This is a genomic window from Treponema primitia, assembly GCF_046533075.1.
Lineage (GTDB): Bacteria > Spirochaetota > Spirochaetia > Treponematales > Breznakiellaceae > Termitinema > Termitinema primitia_B.
Window position 1 is genome coordinate 44,467 of record NZ_JAJQRB010000036.1, and the last position, 17,493, is coordinate 61,959.

Below are 17,493 nucleotides of genomic sequence, written 5' to 3' on the forward strand. Positions count from 1 at the left end.
GAAAATAAGTAATTTTATTTCATTTTCACTTGCAAAAATGAAATAATAATAATAAAATGAAGTTGTTATTTCAGTTTCATATCTGAAACTGAAATAAGCGCCTTGTAAAGACGCTGTTATTTCATTTTCAGGTAGGTAGGAAGGTATGCAACTGGCAGGTTATCTTAAAGCTCAATTAAGCGGGGAGGCGCGGTATTTTTCGTTTCTCCCAAGCCCCCTACAGTCCATAACACTGAATGGGCTGGATGATACATTCTATTTTTTAATGGCCCAAACCAGGCATCAGATTGGGGTTCTTGACGTACTTTCTTCCCGAATTCCAAACATGGACCTGTTTATTTCCATGTATGTCCGCAAAGAGGCGCTCTTGTCATCCCAAATAGAAGGGACCCAGGCGACCCTGGACGATATCCTCGATCCCCAGGCGGAACGGAACCGCAATCTCAATGTGGCGGAGGTTATCAATTATATAAAGGCGGTTCATTTTGCATTGGATCGTCTGGGGAAACTGCCCCTCTGTATCAGGCTGCTCAGGGAAACCCATGGGATACTCCTTGCGGGTAACCGGGGCGGAGAAAAAGCCCCGGGCGAATTTCGGCGTACCCAGAACTGGATAGGCCCCGGGGGAAGTACTATTAAGACCGCAAGCTTCGTTCCGCCGGCCCCGGAGGATCTGGCCCCGGCCCTGGATGATCTGGAACGGTTCATCAACGACGATATCCCGCTTACGGCGGAGTTTGCCGTTGATCCCCTTATTAAGGCCGCCCTGATTCACTATCAGTTTGAAACTATCCACCCTTTTCTGGACGGAAACGGCCGCATGGGCAGGCTTTTAATCATCCTCTACCTCTGTGAAAAAAAACTGCTCTCCAAGCCGGCGCTGTATCTTTCCTGCTTTTTAAAACAGAACCAGGCGGAATATTACAACCGGCTCAGTGAAGTCCGCCGAAGGGGTTCCTATGAGCAATGGATACGTTTTTTCATACGGGGCATTAAGGACACGACGGAAGACGCCATTGGTGCAATAGAACAGATGACGGCCCTGCGGGAATGGAACACCGGGCGCATCGCCTCCCTGGGAAGATCCGCCAAAACAGCCCGGAAGCTGTATGCGTATATTGAACGGAACCCCATTATCGAGATCGGCAAAACCGCGGAGGACCTGGGCCTTTCCTTTAATACTGCGGCAAAGGCGGTGAACCACCTGACGGCCCTGAACATCCTCCGCCCCACCGCCGATGCCAAGCGGAACCGCTGCTTTGCCTACGAGGACTACCTGGCTATACTGCGAAAGGATACGGAGTAGGGCAGCGCCTACCCCTTCCTGAACGCCAAAGCTTCTGTCTTTCCGTCCGGAGCCCGGTCTGCAAGCACGGTTTCCCCATCCTTGATCTTCCCGGCGATTATGCCCTTGGCCAGGGGGTTTTCCAGATCCGACTGTATGGTCCGCTTTAAGGGCCGCGCGCCGAAAAGGGGATCGTAACCCCGTTCCGCTAATAGTCTCCTGGCGCCGTCGGTGACCGTAAGGGTGATCTTCCGGTCCAGGAGGCGCTTCATCAGGCGCTTGAGCTGGATATCCACAATTTTACTAATCTCTTCTTTGCCAAGCCGGTTGAAGATCACCGTCTCGTCGATACGGTTCAGGAATTCCGGCCGGAAGCTTTGTTTAAGAAGCTCCATCAGGCCATCCTTGATGTCATCCGGAGACTTTGCCTCCAAGATCAGGTCCGAGCCGAGGTTGCTGGTCATGATGATGATAACGTTCTTAAAGTCCACCACCCGGCCCTGACCGTCGGTGAGGCGGCCGTCGTCGAGGATCTGGAGGAATACGTTGAACACCTCCGGGTGGGCCTTTTCGATTTCGTCAAAGAGAATAACGCTGTAGGGGCGGCGTCGTACCGCTTCGGTAAGCTGGCCGCCCTGCTCGTAACCCACATAACCCGGAGGCGCCCCGATGAGGCGGCTTACGGAATGTTTTTCGCCGTACTCGCTCATGTCGATCCGGGTCAGGGACTTTTCATCATTAAAGAGAAAGTCCGCCAGGGTTTTTGCCAGTTCCGTCTTACCCACACCGGTGGGACCCAGGAATAGGAAGGAGCCCAGGGGACGGGCTGCGTCGGAGAGCCCGGCTTTGTTGCGCCGTATGGCGTCCGCCACCGCTTCTACCGCAGACCGCTGGCCCACCACCCGCTGTTCCAGTACCTTTTCCAGTTCCAGGTACTTCTGCAGTTCCCCGCTGAGCATCTTTGAAACCGGGATACCCGTCCAGGTTGATACTACCTGGGCAATATCTTCTTCGCTCACCTCTTCCCGGAGCAGAGCCGGGGCGCCTTTGCCGGCGGAGCTTTCCCGCTTCGCCTCCATAAGGCCGGTGAGCCGGGTCAGTTCCCTCTGCGCCTCGGGTATGCGGCCATGCCGAAGTTCCGCAGCTTTTGTGAGGTTACCCTCCCGTTCGTAACGGGTCTCCTCAATCCGCAGTTCTTCTATCCGCTGTTTGATCTCCCGGATCTTTTGAATGTCCTGTTTCTCGTTATCCCACCGGGCTTTCATGGCGTCCCGTTCGGAGCTAAGGTCGGCAATTTCCTTTTCCAGCTTTTGCAGCCGGTCCTTGGATGCGCCGTCCTCCTCACGCTTCAGCGCCTGCTGTTCGATGGAGAGTTGCAGCAGCCTTCGTTCCAGTTTGTCCAGTTCCGTGGGCCGGCTGTCCAGCTCCATCTTGAGCCGGCTTGCCGCCTCGTCCACCAGATCGATGGCCTTGTCCGGGAGGAAGCGGCTGGTAATGTACCGATCCGACAGTGTTGCTGCGGCAACCAGGGCTTCGTCTTTAATCCGTACCCCGTGGTGTACCTCGTAGCGTTCCTGCAGGCCCCGCAGTATTGCTATCGTATCCTCCACCGAAGGCTCTGCGGTATAGACCTGCTGGAAGCGCCGTTCCAGGGCGGCGTCCTTCTCAATATGTTTGCGGTACTCGTCCAGGGTGGTGGCGCCTATGCAGCGGAGTTCCCCCCGGGCCAGGGCGGGCTTCAACAGGTTGGAGGCGTCGGTAGCCCCCTCTGCGGCCCCGGCTCCAACCAGGGTGTGGAGTTCATCGATGAACAGTATTATGTTTCCGTCCGCAGCCTGGACTTCGTGGATCACCGCCTTGAGCCGTTCCTCAAATTCGCCGCGGAACTTTGCGCCTGCCACCAGGGCGCCTAAGTCCAGCGACAGGAGCTTCTTCCCCTTGAGCCCCTCGGGTACATCCCCGGCAACAATACGCCGGGCTAAGCCTTCGGCGATGGCGGTTTTGCCCACACCGGGTTCGCCGATGAGGACCGGGTTATTTTTGGTGCGGCGGGACAGGACCTGCATTACCCGGCGTATCTCCTCGTCCCGGCCTATCACCGGGTCCAGCTTTTCCTGCCGGGCCAGGGCGGTGAGGTCCCGGCAGTATTTGTCCAGAACCTGGTACTTTCCCTCGGGGTTTTGGTCCGTAACCCGGGCATTCCCCCGGATTTGTTTCAGGACCCCCAGGATAGCGGTTTTTGTGATCCCGGTTTTTTTAAAAAGTTCCGTAACTTTTCCTTCCCCGGCGGCAATGGCGAGAAGGATATGCTCGGTGGAAATGAAATCATCTTTCAGGGCGGCCGCTTCATTTTCCGCTTTAGCCAATACCTTGGAGGCTGCGGAGGATAAGTAGATCTGGGCAGCATCGCCGAAAATTTTTGGATTCGCCGTAACCAGGGCTTCGGTATCGGTTTTGATCCGGTCGGCATCGGCCCCGATTTGTTTGATAATGGGAAGGGTCAGTCCGTCTTCCTGACGGAGCATAGCCAGGAGCAGATGTTCGGTTTCAATCTGAGGGTGGTCGTTTTTTTGGGCAATTCCGGAAGCCTCATTGATGACTTCCTGGGCTTTTATAGTCAATTTTTCGAAATCCATGTTTTTTCCTTTATGTATAAGATACGAAAAGGAGGAGGGACGGACAAGTTCATTATGGGGAGTAAAATCGGCCGGGTTTATTGTCTATTGCTAGGTTTCTAAAGCCCCTTTACCCACTCTTCAATCTGTTTAGTCAAGGCTGGGCGGTCCTGACCGGCGGGATTTATAAAATCGATCTCGCCGGCAATGGTGTTTCCCGGAAGCAGGGCTTTGAGCTTATCCAGGGCTTTTCCTTTACCCCCGGCGTGGCAGCAGAAAAGGGCAAGCTTTTTGCCGCTTATCTTGGTTTCCCCCAGGAAGCTTAGCAGGGCCGGAGCGGGGGAGCCTGCCCAGACCGGAGCGCCCAGGATGATAAGGTCGTATTCTTCAATATTAACCGTATAGGGCTTGAGTTTTGGGCTTTTATGGGTAAAGACCTGTTTTCCGCCCCAGAGGTACTTTGCAAAACCGGTTCGCTTGGTATCGTCTTCGGTCTTAAGTTCCAGAATATCGCAAACCGATGGTCCGGCTCCGGCGGCTTTTTTTAGCTCCCCGGCCACCAGGGCGCTGTTTCCTTCGTAAGAATAATAAATGATAAGGGTTTTCATAGTAGCCTCCATTAACTTATTTATGATAAATTATACATAGAGTGTTAGCAAGACATGAATTTTGAAAAATCGCCCCTGGGGATATTTGCTTCCTATTATCGACCCCATTGGAAGCTTTTTACGGCGGATATGTTCGCCGCGTCTTTAATTGCCGCCATGATGGGGATCATGTACCTGTTCCGCATGGGCTTTACCTATCCGGCGGGGAAAACGATTGCCCTGGTGGGTCCTTCCGGGGGCGGTAAGACCACTCTCTGCCGTCTCCTGCCCCGGTTCTGCGAAACCCGTGGGGGTAGTATTACTGTTGATGGTATGGATATCCGGGATGTTACCCTGGTCATCGCCCACCGGCTTTCCACCATCCGTAATGCCGATTCAATCGTGGTGATCACCGATGACGGCATCCGGCAGCAGGGTTCCCATGACGAGCTCTTAGCCAAGGGCGGGATCTACGCGGAACTGTATGCGGCGCAGTTTGATCCGGTGAAATTGGGCGCCCGGGAGGTTAAGGTTGTATGAAGGAATTACGAGTATATCTGAACAACGCCGCCGGGGCTTTCCCCCTTGCACCGGGGGTTATGGAAGCGGTGATCGAATCCATGGAAAACCCGCCTCGTCTTTCAGGCCGGGACGCCGTGGGCGCCGAAGACAAGCCTGGAGAATGCCGCCGGAACTTAGGCCTGCTTCTTGATGTACAGCCGGAGGAGGTAGTCCTCTGTTCCGGCGCCACTGCCGCCTTGAATATCGCCATACTTGGCATGGGATTGTGTCCCGGGGATTTGGTGATAAGCTCAGTGATGGAGCATAATTCGGTTCTGCGTCCCCTGGCCCGCTTAGAAAAGCTGTTATCCATTCGGGTTGAATATGTACCCCTGGATCATCAGGGGAATTTAAATACCGCGATGTATGAAAAGCTGCTCCGAGGTAAGCCCCGTCTGGTGGCTTTGACCCACGGAAGTAATGTGACGGGCAGGATCAATCCGGTAAAGGAATGGTTTGAAAAAGCCAAGGATGCCGGGGCTCTTACCCTGCTTGACGCAGGCCAGACTGTGGGCCATATCCCCCTACACCCTGCCGCCCTGTACGCCGATATGGCAGCTTTTTCCGGGTACAAGGGCCTGGCGGGTCCCCAGGGAACAGGTGCGCTCTATACTGCATCTTCCATAAAACTGGCCTCCACATTCACGGGAGGTACGGGCTTTAAGAGCGATAACCCATTCCAGCCGGAAGAAATGCCCATACGGCTTGAGGCGGGAACCCCCAATACTGCGGGTTTTGCGGGGCTGAATGAGGCGGTTAAATACTATCTGGGGAATGAAGTTCTCATCACCGCGAAGGAAGCTGAAATTACCCACACCCTTATAGAGGGTCTTTGTTCAGTAAAGGGAGTACGGATACTTGGCCGGCAGCTTCCCCCGGCGAAGTATATTTCCCAGACTGACCTGCCGGTGGTAGCCTTTGTCATAGAAGGAATGGATAGTGAGAAGGTGGGGTTTGCCTTGAATGAAGGGTTTGCCATTACATGCCGTACCGGTCTTCAATGCGCCCCCCTGATGCATATAGCCCTTGGATATTATCCCGAAGGTTCTGTCCGTTTCAGCCCGTCCTACAGGACATCCCCGGAAGACATTGACTATGCCATAGAAGCGGTGAGACGCATCGTACCATGAAGCTGACGGGGACAGAAATATTGGCAAGAAGGGGAAATATTCCCTATATTTGTGATAGGATATGCGTATTAAAAAAAATCTGAAGTGGGCTCTGGTTTTGGCCGGAGGAGGCGCCCGGGGTATAGCCCATGTGGGGGTATTAAAGGCCCTGCTGGAAATGGGGGCTCCCGAGCCATCCCTGGTGGTGGGAACCTCCATGGGAGCTATTATTGGGGGGCTCTATGCCTCTGGGATGAGCCCCGGGGATTTGTCCCGGTTTATTATTGATGATTTTGATATCACCAAATATCTGGATAGTTTTGCCTTTAAGATGTCCGGCGCCATGGGGAAGGTGTTTCAGACCGGACAGATCCTGGGAAATGTGGCAACCCGGCCGGGGATCGATTCGGGGCAGCGGGTACTGAAATTGCTTGAGGAACTGTCCGGGGGTAAGACCTTTGCGGAAACCCGTATACCCTTTCGGTGTAATGCGGCGGATCTGGTCAGCGGCAGGGAGGTGGTGTTTAGTTCCGGTTCCATTGCTCGGGCAATACGAGCCTCCATGTCCTTTCCGGGATTTTTTGAACCCTACTGGATGGGGGAGTTGTGTCTGGCCGATGGGGGAATTTGTGACAATATGCCCATAAGTATCGCCAGAAAAGAAGGGTTTAAGCGGATTCTGGCGGTGGATGTTGGGATACTCCAGCCGGCGTCCGCTGCGGATCTTAAAACTTTTTCCAAAGTTGTGTATCGTTCTATTGAAATGATGCTCGATATGGCGGGGAAAAAACGCCGTCCCAAGGCGGCACTGATCCTGCGGGCTGCAAACGGGGTGGTACCCTTTGACTTTTCGCGAAAGCAGGAGCTTATTGATCTTGGTGAACAGGCGGTGAAGGTGAGTAAGAAGGCGCTATACCCCTTTTTCAGCGGCGGTATAGCCGCCTATGCCGCCCGAAGACGGTACCGTGAATGTGGGATATATACCGGTCAAAATCCGGATGTATGACGAGGAGGATGCCCTTGCAACGACTGCATAGAAGTATAGAAACCCTGGTTCGTTCCTACGATACCTACGGTTTGGTAAACCAGGCGGGCAGCGAAAATCTACCCAGCCGTGACAGTATTGCGGATATACTCCGCGGGCTGGACGAGCTGGTATTTCCGGGGTTCCGGGAAATTGGGGCCCTGGATCACGATAACCTGCGTCTGTCCACCGCCGAAAAGGTGTACCACTTAGCCCGGGAGCTTATCGGGGAAGTTGAAAAAAGCATCGCCTTTTCTTCACGACTCGGAGAAGCCTCCTGCGGCCATGACGGGTGCCACGCGGCGGCGGAGCTTATTGTGGATGATTTTTTCGACGAGCTCCCCCTGATCCGGGGTATGCTTGCCAAGGATCTGCAGGCAGCCTTTGAGGGAGACCCGGCGGCAAAAAGCACCGCCGAGGTGATCCTGTCCTATCCGGGGTTTGAGGCTATCACCATCCATCGTATGGCGCATTTTTTCTGGACCCGGGAGGTACCCCTTATTCCCCGCATCATGAGTGAACTCATCCATGGCCGTACGGGGATCGATATTCATCCGGGCGCTGAAATCGGCGAATCCTTTTTTATTGATCATGGCACGGGGGTGGTGATCGGAGAAACCACGGTGATCGGTAGAAATGTAAAACTCTATCAGGGAGTAACCCTGGGCGCCCTTTCGGTCAAAAAGGATGGGGTTAACAAGAAACGGCACCCTACAATCGAAGACAAGGTGACCATCTATTCCGGGGCCACCATCCTGGGCGGCGAAACGGTGATAGGCCGGGGCAGTACCATTGGGGGCAATGTATGGATCACCGAATCGGTGCCTCCCGGGGCCATGGTGTATACCACCAGCGGCGATCAGGTGGTCAGGACTAAATAAGGAGGTGTGATATGATCTTATCCTGCGGCGAAGCGCTTATTGACATGGTTCCGTTGAATATTCCCGGTAGGGGAGATGGCTTCCTGCCCTGTCCCGGAGGCAGTCCCTACAACACCGCCATAGCCATCGGGCGGCTTGGAGTACCGGTACGTTTTCTCAGCAGGCTTTCCACAGACTTTTTCGGGGAAACCCTGATGCACGGGCTTGTTCAGAATAATGTGGGGATCGATTTGATCCGCCGGACGAATCAAAATTCAACCCTGGCCTTTGTTAAGCTTGAAAAGGATAAGGAGCCCCAGTACGTCTTCTATACCGAAGGCGCTGCGGATCGTTCCTTTTCCCCGGAGGATCTGCCCAAAGAATTGCCCGCCGAAATCAAGTGTATCCTCTTCGGTTCCATCGCCCTGACCATGGAGCCATCGGCTTCCACAATTGAATCACTAATTGTGCGGGAAGCCGGCAGGGATAGTAATTCTGCTCTTGTCATTTCCCTGGACCCCAATGTGCGGCCCTTTATGATCGGGGATCAAAAAGCGTATGTCCGGCGCTTTGAAAACTGGGTACGCTACGCCACCATTGCCAAAATTTCCGAAGTTGATTTTGATTTTATCTACCCCGGTCTGGGTCTGGAAAAATCCCTGGAAAAAGTTCTGAGCCTGGGACCCCGTATGGCCCTTACTACCCTGGGAGCCAAGGGCGCCATGGCCCTGCTCCGGAATGACGACGGCAAGGTCCTCCGGGTGAGCGCTCCGGTGGTGGACCTTCCCGTGGTGGATACCATAGGCGCAGGAGACACCTTCCACGGCGCCTTCCTCTCCTGGCTGGAACTCCGGGGCAAGATGTCCCACTCCGCTCTGGCTTCACTCACCGAACAGGAACTCTACGACGCGCTTTACTTTGCTAACCGGGCTGCTTCTCTGGTCTGCTCACGGCAGGGCGCCGAGCCGCCTACGTTGAAGGAAGTAGAATCGCTGAAGTAAGCCGCCGTGATAAGGCAGAACCGTGAAAGGAGTTATATGGATCGTCCGGACATAAAACGAACAATTTTCCTCGCCCTTACGATCTGTTTTTGCCTGACAGCTCTTTTTTCAGGGGCATTTATCTATACCCATCTTGATCACGATTGTACCGGGAGCGAAAACTGCCCGGAATGTATCCAGATCCGGGGGGCGCAAAATCTCCTTGAACAATTAAAAAACGTACTGATAAGCGTCCTGCCCGCTGTTTCCATAGCTTTGTTTGCCCATGGTACCGTAGGTAAAATTCCGGTTTTTTATCCCGCCCTTCTTACAGCGGTAACGCTGAAAACACGCCTGAATAACTGAAATAAGCTCCCCCTAAAGAAAGCCCTCTCCTCTTTTATCGTAGGGGGTTTTCTTTAAATTGCGTGAAAATACAGCAAATTAAGGAGCTTAATGTGAAAAAGCAAATAACATTTTCAATTTTAATCTTATTCATTGTCCTGGTATGGTCCGGGTGTGAAAAAGAAAAACCAGCGGTATCTACGGCGGATACCGGAATCACCGTAACGGCAGCTACCTTCCCCGGCTTTGATTTTGCCCGGGTAATTGCGGGGGACCGGATCAACCTGACTATGCTCCTGCCTCCGGGGGCCGAGAGCCATTCCTATGAGCCCACCCCCCAGGACATTATCAAAATACAAAACAGCGATGTCTTTATTTATACCGGCGGAGAGTCCGATTACTGGCTTGGGGAGATCATCGGTTCCGTGGACAACGGTTCCATGCGTATCCTCTCCCTGATGGATATGGTCGATGTGGTGGAAGAAGAGATCGTGGAAGGGATGGAGGATGAGGAGGAGGAAGATTCTTTTCCGGAGGAACCGGTATCCCCGGAATATGACGAGCATGTATGGACCTCGCCCCGTAATGTTAAGCGTATCATCGGGGCTATTGCCGCTTGTCTTGAGGAAGCGGACCCGGTAAACGCCGGTCTGTACCGGGAAAACGCCGCCGCGTACCTCGTGAAATTGGATGAACTGGACGCCGCCTTCCGGGGAGTGGTGGATCAGGGCAGACGGAAAACCATAGTATTTGGGGATCGCTTCCCCTTCCGCTATTTTGCCGATGCCTATGGTCTCAGTTATTACGCCGCCTTTCCGGGCTGTTCAACCGAAACCGAACCCAGCGCCGCCACGGTAGCCTTTCTTATAAACAAGATCCGCGCGGAGAAGATTCCGGTAGTATTTCATATCGAACTTTCCAACGAACGGATGGCGGATACTATCGGTGAAGCTACGGGTGCAAAGAAATTGCTGCTCCACGCGGGGCATAACATATCCAAAAAAGATTTTGAAGCAGGATTAAGCTATTTGGATTTGATGAAAGGAAATGTGCTGAACCTAAAGGAGGCTTTACAGTAATGAGCAAAACTACGCGGGATAGTCAAACCGGTTCTTATATCACCTGCGAAAACCTGTCATTAGCCTATGATGGGTATTTCGCGGTACAGGGAATCAACTTTAGTGTGGATCGCGGCGACTATCTTTGCGTGGTCGGCGAGAACGGTTCCGGCAAAAGTACCCTGATCCGGGGTCTTTTGGGACTGATGGAAGCGGAACAGGGAAATGTCATTTTTGGAGGCGCCCTGAGGCGAAACGAAATAGGCTATGTACCCCAGCATGAGGCGCCCAGGAAAGATTTTCCCGCCGGGGTATTTGAAATTGTTTTATCCGGCTTGCTTGGAAGCCGAAGCTTCCGTCCTTTTTATTCAGCCGCGAACAAACAGGAAGCGGAACAAAACCTAAAACTCATGGGGATTGAGGAATTACGGAACCGGTGCTACCGCGAATTATCCGGGGGACAGCAGCGGCGGGTACTTCTGGCCCGTTCTCTCTGCGCCGCCCGGAAGCTCCTCGTTTTGGATGAACCCGCCGCAGGGCTAGATCCCGCCGCAACGGCGGAATTGTACCGGCTGCTTGAAAAGATAAATCGTGAAATGGCAATGACCATCATCATGGTTTCCCACGACATTAAAAATGCGGTTTTCTACGGAAATCGCATACTTCATCTGAAAAAGGAGCAGCTCTTTTTTGGAAGCTCCGCTGAGTATGCGGCGTCAACTCTGGGCCGCTCTTTTTTGGCTGCCGGCGGTGATACTTCGGTTCCGGAGGCAGGGGCATGATTACTACCTTTCTTGAAATGTTATCCTATGCCTTCCTTGTCCGGGCTTTAATCGTAGGCGTTCTGGTTTCCCTCTGCGCCAGCCTTCTCGGGGTAAGCCTGGTCCTGAAACGGTATTCAATGATCGGGGACGGCTTATCCCATGTGGGGTTTGGAACCCTGGCAATCGCCACCGCCCTGAACGTGGCCCCCCTTATGGTCTCTATCCCGGTGGTGGTAATCGCCGCTTTTCTGCTGCTCCGGATCAGCGAGAATTCAAAAATCAAGGGAGACGCCGCCATTGCCCTGATCTCATCCGGCGCACTGGCCATTGGGGTTGTGGTAATCTCCATGACCACCGGCATGAATACCGATGTATGTAATTATCTGTTCGGCAGTATCCTTGCCATGAGCAAAAGCGATGTATACCTAAGCATAGCCCTTGCCGCAGTGGTACTTTTCCTGTTTCTGCTGTTCTATCACCGGATATTTGCGGTTACCTTTGACGAAACCTTTGCCAAAGCTGCGGGTATCAAGACGGGGGTATACAATATGCTCCTTGCCTTTTTAACCGCCATTACCATTGCGCTGGGTATGCGGATGATGGGGGCAATGCTCATATCCAGCCTCATTATCTTCCCCGCCCTCTCCTCCATGCGGGTATTTAAGCAATTCAAAACCGTTACCATAAGTTCAGGGTTGATCTCGGTAATCGCCTTCGTTATTGGTGTAGTTATTTCGTATCTCTATGCTACCCCCACCGGGGCAAGCGTAGTGATTGTGAATATGTTTATTTTCATTTTATTTTGGGTAATAAAAATATTTAAAGGGAGAACAGGATTATGAAAAGAATAGTAATAGCGGGACTTATCAGTTTTATTGTCTTCGCCGGATGTGACGGAAATAGAAAAATCGGAACAATAAAACCAAACAAGGCCGGTACTCAGTCGGTAAACATTCAATGGCCGGCTGTTGAAAATGTTTCTGAAACATATATAACAATCCCGGAGGATGGCGCTGTTTTTCAAAACCCCCTATCCCCCACAGGCGGGGAAATAGTCGAAATAAAAGAAAAAATGTTTCTTGCACAGACCAATGATGTGTATCTCAATCCTGAAGATTACCTTGGGAAGACAATCAAATTGGAAGGCCTTTTCAAATCCCAGTATTATGCGGAGAATGACGCTGCGTATTGTTTTGTCCTCCGTTATGGCCCGGGTTGCTGCGGTAATGATGGAAATGCCGGTTTTGAAATAGCCTGGGATTCATCGGATTTATCGGATTTAAAAAATCCGCAATATCCGGAAGATGATGCCTGGGTGGAAGCGGTGGGGGTTTTATCTTCCTACGAAGAAGAAGGCTACCCGTATTTATATATTGCCCTATCGAGTCTGATGGTTAAGGAAGAAAGGGGGGAGGAATTCGTTGCCCAATAAACTCTAACCTTTATCCTAAAATCGTGTTATACGGATCAGTTTTTAGAGATCCCCAGAATCCGTTCCCGGTACGCCGTCCCGATCCGCTCCAGGGCCTGTGCCGTGGTTTCTCCCCGCTTGGCTTGTTTGTGCAGGTCTATCGTAAACTGGTTCATGGAAAAATGCCGATAAAAATAAAGCTGGTCAAAAAGGGTGCCAGGCACCTTTTTGACGGCTTCGGTGTATACCTCGAAAATGCCCCCCCGTTTCATTTCCGAGTAACCTATGATCCATACCGGGATGGGGGACAGGGCTTGGTAGAAATCCTCCAGGACCCGGACCATGCTTAGCTGGGATTGGGCGATTGCTTCGGTTAGGGCTGGGCCTCCAAGGCGGCAGAGTTCCCGGAGTTCCACGGTACGGGGAGTGTGGACAGGGGTCTTGTTCAGGATGAGTACGTTTTTGCGGAAGTCTATGCCCAGGGAAGGCTCCTCCCGGAAGAAGCGTTCGGTAATTTTGCCCGAGGGGCCTACCAGGTAACGGCGGTTTTCCGCGGCCTGTTCACGGCGGCCGGGGTTATCCGCCACCAGGATGAGCTTAATTTCGTCCTTGGGGCCCACGTCATCCAGGGCTTCGTTGTACACCACCGGGGTTTCCACGGTATAGGCCGGGCCGGAGCGGGCATCCACCATTTTTTGCTGGATCCGCCGCAGATTGGGCAGGCTTCGGCTTAGCTGGTCCACCGACTCTCGGTAGTTGTCCCTGGCGCTGGCAAATTTTTTCCAAATAGCGGCTTTCATAAAGGGTATTTTATCATATTGTTGCGTCAATTTTGAAACTATTGTACTATAAAAAAAGAGTAAATTCGAAAATTTATTCAGAGGGGTGTTGAGCGAAACTTTGTTTCGCTTCGATTTAACGGTGCGGCAGCCGCCGTACGAAAGAAGGTTGACATGCATAAGATACTATCGAAAAAGCAGTTGTCTGGGGAGGTCTACGAAATGGTCCTGGAGGCGCCGCTGATCGCCCGGGCCAGAAAGGCGGGACAGTTTTTGATTCTCCAGATCGACACCGATTGGGGGGAACGCTTCCCCCTTACCATTGCCGATGCGGATCCCGTTGCGGGAACGGTGACCATCGTGTTTCAGACCGTGGGAGCTTCTACCCACAAACTGGCGACCAAGAAAGAGGGGGATTCTGTGGAGAATCTTCTGGGCCCCCTGGGGAATCCTACCCATATCGAAAAGTTCGGTACCGTGGTTTGTGTGGGCGGCGGTATCGGCATTGCCCCCATGTACCCCATAGCCCAGGCCATGAAGGCCGCCGGGAATAAGGTGATCGCCATCATCGGCGGCCGGACCAAGGAACTGGTGATCTTCGAAGACCGGGTAAAACAGGTGGTGGACGAGCTGATCGTGGTTACCGACGATGGTTCTTATGGAAGGAAGGCGGTGGTAACCGAGCCCTTAAAGGAATTCTGCCAACAGGAACATAAGCCGGACATGACGGTCGCCATCGGACCGCCTATTATGATGAAATTCTGCGTCGCCGCAGTAAAGGACTACGATGTTCCCATCATGGTATCCCTCAATACGATCATGATCGACGGAACCGGTATGTGCGGTGGCTGCCGGGTGAGCGTGGGCGGGGAAACCAAGTTTGTCTGCGTAGACGGGCCGGAATTCGACGGTCATAAGGTTGATTTTGAAAATATGATGCTCCGGATGCGGGCCTTTAAGCCCAGAGAGGACGAGGATCATCATAAATGTCATGTTGGATTAGGCCTTCCGCCTCATGTGCCGCCGCAAGCGGCGCCGGCGGGGAAAAAATAAGGGGTGATGTATGAGTGGAGAGAATAAAACTAAGGAACAACTTACTAAAGAGGCGGAAACTCTCTTAAAACCCTTCCTTGCTCGGAAGGCTGCGGGTGAAAAGATAGGTCCCAAGGACCGAATGGCTATTCCTTCCCAGGATATGCCCGCCCAGGACCCAATCGCGCGGGGTAAAAACGTGGCGGAAGTGGCCGAAGGGTATGGGGAAGCCCAGGCCCGGCTGGAAGCGGAACGCTGTCTGGGTTGCAAGAACCAGCCCTGTGTAAACGGCTGCCCGGTCCAGGTACCCATCCCCCGGTTTATCGCGGAAATTCAGAACGGCGATTTCAAGGCGGCGGTGGATATCGTCAAGGAAACGAACCTTCTTCCGGCGGTGTGCGGCCGGGTCTGTCCCCAGGAAAAACAGTGCCAGAGCGAATGTACCCTGGGAAAGAGCCTTAAGGATGTGAATAAATCGGTGGCCATAGGCCGGCTGGAACGGTTTGTGGCGGACTGGGAACGGGCCAATAACAAGGTTACCATCCCTACCGTAAAGCCCAAGACCGGGAAAAAGGTCGCCGTGGTCGGTTCCGGTCCTGCGGGGCTTACGGTGGCTGCGGATACTGCCCGGGAAGGTCACGAAGTAGCGGTTTTCGAAGCTTTCCACAAAACCGGCGGGGTTATGGTCTATGGTATTCCCGAATTCCGGCTTCCCAAGGCCATAGTGCAGGCCGAAGTTGACGGCCTTAAGAAAATGGGCGTTGATATCGAGACCAACTTCCTGGTGGGCCGGACCCGGACCATCCGGGAACTCCTGGATGATGATAAGTACGATGCGGTGTTTGTCGGTACCGGCGCGGGGCTTCCCAAATTCATGGGTATCCCGGGGGAGAACTTTGTAGGTGTGGTGAGCGCCAACGAGTACCTTACCCGGTCAAATTTGATGAAGGCCTATGACCCCGCGAAGGCCGCCACCCCCATGTATCAGTCTAAGATTGCCACGGTTATCGGCGGGGGAAACGTCGCCATGGACGCCGCCCGTATGGCCCTGCGGCTCGGAGCCGAGCAGGTCCACGTCATCTACCGCCGGACCAGGGAAGAAATGCCCGCCCGGGGTGAAGAGGTGGAGCATGCTATGGAGGAGGGCATCATTTTTGACTTCCTCAGGAATCCCACCCGTATCCTGGGGAACGAACAGGGTAGGGTAAACGGTCTTGAACTGCTTAAGTACGAGCTTGGGGAACCCGATGCCTCGGGCCGCCGTAGTCCCGTGGCCATCAAAGGCTCGGAATATGTCTTTGACTGCGACCTGGTGATCGTTGCTCTGGGGAATGAATCAAACCCCCTGATAAGCAAGACCACCGCTGCCCTGAACGTCGATAAAAAGGGCCGTATCACCGTAGAGGGGGAATCCCAACAGACCTCCCTGGAAAAGGTGTACGCCGGGGGCGATATAGTCCTTGGGGCCGCTACGGTAATTCTCGCCATGGGCGAGGGCCGCCGGGCAGCCGCATCGATAAATAAACTATTGGCGAACTAATAGTTCGTACCGATGATAGAGTAATGCGGATCCATCCTGCCCTGTTTTGTATTGTTTTTCTTCTCGTTGTTGACCCGGTTTTTTCACAAACCGGGCAGGATTCTCGCCAAGGATCTGCCCGTCCGGATGCTTTACGGAGCTACCGTATAGGCCGGGATCTGGAAGCCCGGGACCGTATGGACGAGGCAAACCAGTATTATAACGAAGCGGCCCAGATCTGTATGGATGAAATCACCCGGAATTCGGCAAACATGGATTCCTATACGGTCCTAACCTGGACCCTCCAGCGTCAGCGGAAGTACTCCGATGTGATTACCTGGGGGGAGCGGGGACTTAGGATCAACGCAAACGACTACCGGATTGTGGAAACCATGGGGGAAGCCTATTTTTACCTGGACCGCTTTGAGGATTCCCTGCGTTCCATGCAGCGTTATGTGAATTTCGTACCCCAGGGAGAGCGTACTTCGGTGGCCTATTTCTTTGTTGGGGAGATCTTCCGGCTCCAGGGAAAATTCCACCGGGCGGATATTGCCTATACCACCGCGGTCCGCCTGGACCCAGGTTCCGCTCTCTGGTGGTACCGTCTGGGCTCGGTCCGGGAATCGGCGGGGGAATTTAGCCCCGCCATGGAAGCTTATCAGCGGGCTCTTCGGCTTAATCCTAACTACCGGGAAGCGAATGAGGGGCTGGAAAGGTCTCGTCGCAGTAGTACGTAAATATCCTTTTTTTTGTACTTTATCGGCAAAACCGGTCGTGGGGAGGGGTATGCCCGGCTTCATGTGCGTGTAGAGTCTGCTTGCGGAGCCCCTTCGGGTCTCCTCCAGCAGGGAATTCCACATACATGAAGCCGGGCATACCCCTCCCCACGACCGCCTGTGTCACATAGTATGAAGAAGGATATGTTACGGGTGGATTCACATACCGATGTGGCAGGCTGGGTGCTGTTTCGCCTTTGCAAGACTTTACCATGGTTACCTGCAAGTTTTTCGGAATTCCTTTGTGTTGCCCTTATCGGCAAAACCGGTCGTGGGGAGGGGTATGCCCGTCTTCATGTGCGTGTAGAGTCTGCTTGCGGAGCCCCTTCGGGTCTCCTCCAGCAGGGAATTCCACATACATGAAGCCGGGCATACCCCTCCCCACGACCGCCTTTGTCGGCTAAATAGTGCGCCAAACTCAGTTAGGTAAACTTGGACACTATGAGATTTTGGCGCTTGACGCCTTTGCCGCAAATGCCATTCGTTGTGATTGCGGCAATAAACGCATCGATGTAAGACCCAATAAAATTATATGGTCTTCCAATTTAATTTTAATCGAAAGAGCAGTGCTATTGCTTCCATTTTCCAACCATTCCAATGGGAAATGAATAACATTGCCAACAGTGCTTGGGGTGCCGTTGCCAGCATCAATAACTATCTCTAATTTCAATGGAGGGGTAGCCGTAAAGAAAGCAGTATAGCTTGCATCTGCAAAAAGAGAAGAAAAACCATATTCTATTTTAGTTACTATAGCGGTGCTAACATTCAGTCCGTTTTCTTTTCGTATA

Annotated in this window: 17 protein-coding genes and 1 pseudogene; 14 read left to right on the forward strand and 4 right to left on the reverse strand. The window is 53.1% G+C overall.

The genetic code is table 11. The features are described 5' to 3' along the window. The first annotated feature begins 145 nt into the window (after window positions 1-145). The gene (locus tag LQZ19_RS06905) at window positions 146-1,306 is read left to right on the forward strand and encodes a Fic family protein (protein WP_411046931.1); all 1,161 of its coding nucleotides are present in this window, start codon (window positions 146-148) and stop codon (window positions 1,304-1,306) included. Between the two features lie 8 nt (window positions 1,307-1,314). On the opposite strand, the gene clpB is transcribed toward LQZ19_RS06905, so the two are convergent. Together clpB and LQZ19_RS06915 are read right to left on the reverse strand one after the other, a co-directional pair. Then, window positions 1,315-3,921 carry an ATP-dependent chaperone ClpB gene (clpB, locus tag LQZ19_RS06910; protein ID WP_411046932.1) on the reverse strand — a complete coding sequence of 869 codons (2,607 nt, stop codon included), beginning with the start codon at window positions 3,919-3,921 and terminating at the stop codon, window positions 1,315-1,317. Window positions 3,922-4,019: 98 nt separating this feature from the next. Further along, the gene (locus LQZ19_RS06915) at window positions 4,020-4,508 is read right to left on the reverse strand and encodes a flavodoxin family protein (protein ID WP_411046933.1); all 489 of its coding nucleotides are present in this window, start codon (window positions 4,506-4,508) and stop codon (window positions 4,020-4,022) included. Window positions 4,509-4,673: 165 nt separating this feature from the next. Here LQZ19_RS06915 and LQZ19_RS06920 point away from each other — a divergent pair. The 10 genes and pseudogenes from LQZ19_RS06920 to LQZ19_RS06965 form a co-directional block, all read left to right on the forward strand. Continuing rightward, window positions 4,674-5,027 (forward strand): annotated as a pseudogene (locus LQZ19_RS06920) (ATP-binding cassette domain-containing protein); the annotation flags it as partial. Beyond that, a complete protein-coding gene (locus LQZ19_RS06925) occupies window positions 5,024-6,178 on the forward strand; it encodes an aminotransferase class V-fold PLP-dependent enzyme (RefSeq protein ID WP_411046934.1) in 1,155 nt (384 codons plus the stop codon). The pseudogene LQZ19_RS06920 and the gene LQZ19_RS06925, both read left to right, overlap by 4 nt. Before the next feature lie 61 nt (window positions 6,179-6,239). Next, the gene (locus tag LQZ19_RS06930) at window positions 6,240-7,163 is read left to right on the forward strand and encodes a patatin-like phospholipase family protein (RefSeq protein WP_411046935.1); all 924 of its coding nucleotides are present in this window, start codon (window positions 6,240-6,242) and stop codon (window positions 7,161-7,163) included. Window positions 7,164-7,177: 14 nt separating this feature from the next. Then, entirely contained in the window at window positions 7,178-8,062 is an 885-nt protein-coding gene (epsC, locus tag LQZ19_RS06935; RefSeq protein WP_411046936.1) for a serine O-acetyltransferase EpsC, read from the forward strand. An 11-nt stretch (window positions 8,063-8,073) separates the two neighbouring features. Further along, window positions 8,074-9,042 (forward strand): carbohydrate kinase family protein, encoded by a 969-nt coding sequence (locus LQZ19_RS06940; RefSeq protein ID WP_411046937.1) that lies wholly within the window; start codon window positions 8,074-8,076, stop codon window positions 9,040-9,042. Window positions 9,043-9,078: 36 nt separating this feature from the next. Then, the gene (locus LQZ19_RS06945; protein WP_411046938.1) at window positions 9,079-9,387 is read left to right on the forward strand and encodes a hypothetical protein; all 309 of its coding nucleotides are present in this window, start codon (window positions 9,079-9,081) and stop codon (window positions 9,385-9,387) included. Between the two features lie 92 nt (window positions 9,388-9,479). Then, window positions 9,480-10,445 (forward strand): metal ABC transporter substrate-binding protein, encoded by a 966-nt coding sequence (locus LQZ19_RS06950; RefSeq protein WP_411046939.1) that lies wholly within the window; start codon window positions 9,480-9,482, stop codon window positions 10,443-10,445. Beyond that, entirely contained in the window at window positions 10,445-11,206 is a 762-nt protein-coding gene (locus tag LQZ19_RS06955) for a metal ABC transporter ATP-binding protein (RefSeq protein ID WP_411046940.1), read from the forward strand. The genes LQZ19_RS06950 and LQZ19_RS06955 overlap by 1 nt, the downstream gene beginning before the upstream one ends. Continuing rightward, complete coding sequence (locus tag LQZ19_RS06960) at window positions 11,203-12,030, forward strand: metal ABC transporter permease (RefSeq protein WP_411046941.1); 828 nt, start codon at window positions 11,203-11,205, stop codon at window positions 12,028-12,030. Before LQZ19_RS06955 ends, LQZ19_RS06960 begins: the two co-directional genes overlap by 4 nt. Then, complete coding sequence (locus LQZ19_RS06965; RefSeq protein ID WP_411046942.1) at window positions 12,027-12,620, forward strand: TIGR03943 family putative permease subunit; 594 nt, start codon at window positions 12,027-12,029, stop codon at window positions 12,618-12,620. Before LQZ19_RS06960 ends, LQZ19_RS06965 begins: the two co-directional genes overlap by 4 nt. A 35-nt stretch (window positions 12,621-12,655) precedes the next feature. Here the strand turns inward: LQZ19_RS06965 and LQZ19_RS06970 are convergent, their stop codons facing one another. Then, window positions 12,656-13,399, reverse strand: a complete 744-nt coding sequence (locus LQZ19_RS06970; RefSeq protein ID WP_411046944.1) for a hypothetical protein — start codon at window positions 13,397-13,399, stop codon at window positions 12,656-12,658. A 153-nt stretch (window positions 13,400-13,552) separates the two neighbouring features. Between LQZ19_RS06970 and LQZ19_RS06975 the strand changes: the two genes are divergently transcribed. Genes LQZ19_RS06975 through LQZ19_RS06985 form a run of 3 tightly spaced genes read left to right on the forward strand, consistent with a single transcriptional unit; the run spans window position 13,553 to window position 16,666 of the window. Further along, complete coding sequence (locus tag LQZ19_RS06975) at window positions 13,553-14,431, forward strand: sulfide/dihydroorotate dehydrogenase-like FAD/NAD-binding protein (RefSeq protein WP_411046945.1); 879 nt, start codon at window positions 13,553-13,555, stop codon at window positions 14,429-14,431. 10 nt (window positions 14,432-14,441) lie between these two features. Next, window positions 14,442-15,950: an NADPH-dependent glutamate synthase gene (gltA, locus tag LQZ19_RS06980; RefSeq protein WP_411046946.1), complete on the forward strand. Its 1,509-nt coding sequence runs from the start codon at window positions 14,442-14,444 to the stop codon at window positions 15,948-15,950. Between the two features lie 23 nt (window positions 15,951-15,973). Beyond that, window positions 15,974-16,666 carry a tetratricopeptide repeat protein gene (locus tag LQZ19_RS06985; protein WP_411046947.1) on the forward strand — a complete coding sequence of 231 codons (693 nt, stop codon included), beginning with the start codon at window positions 15,974-15,976 and terminating at the stop codon, window positions 16,664-16,666. Window positions 16,667-17,144: 478 nt separating this feature from the next. On the opposite strand, the gene LQZ19_RS06990 is transcribed toward LQZ19_RS06985, so the two are convergent. Next, window positions 17,145-17,493, reverse strand: a 349-nt coding sequence (locus LQZ19_RS06990; protein ID WP_411046948.1) for a hypothetical protein, incomplete at its 5' end; no start/stop codon positions are given.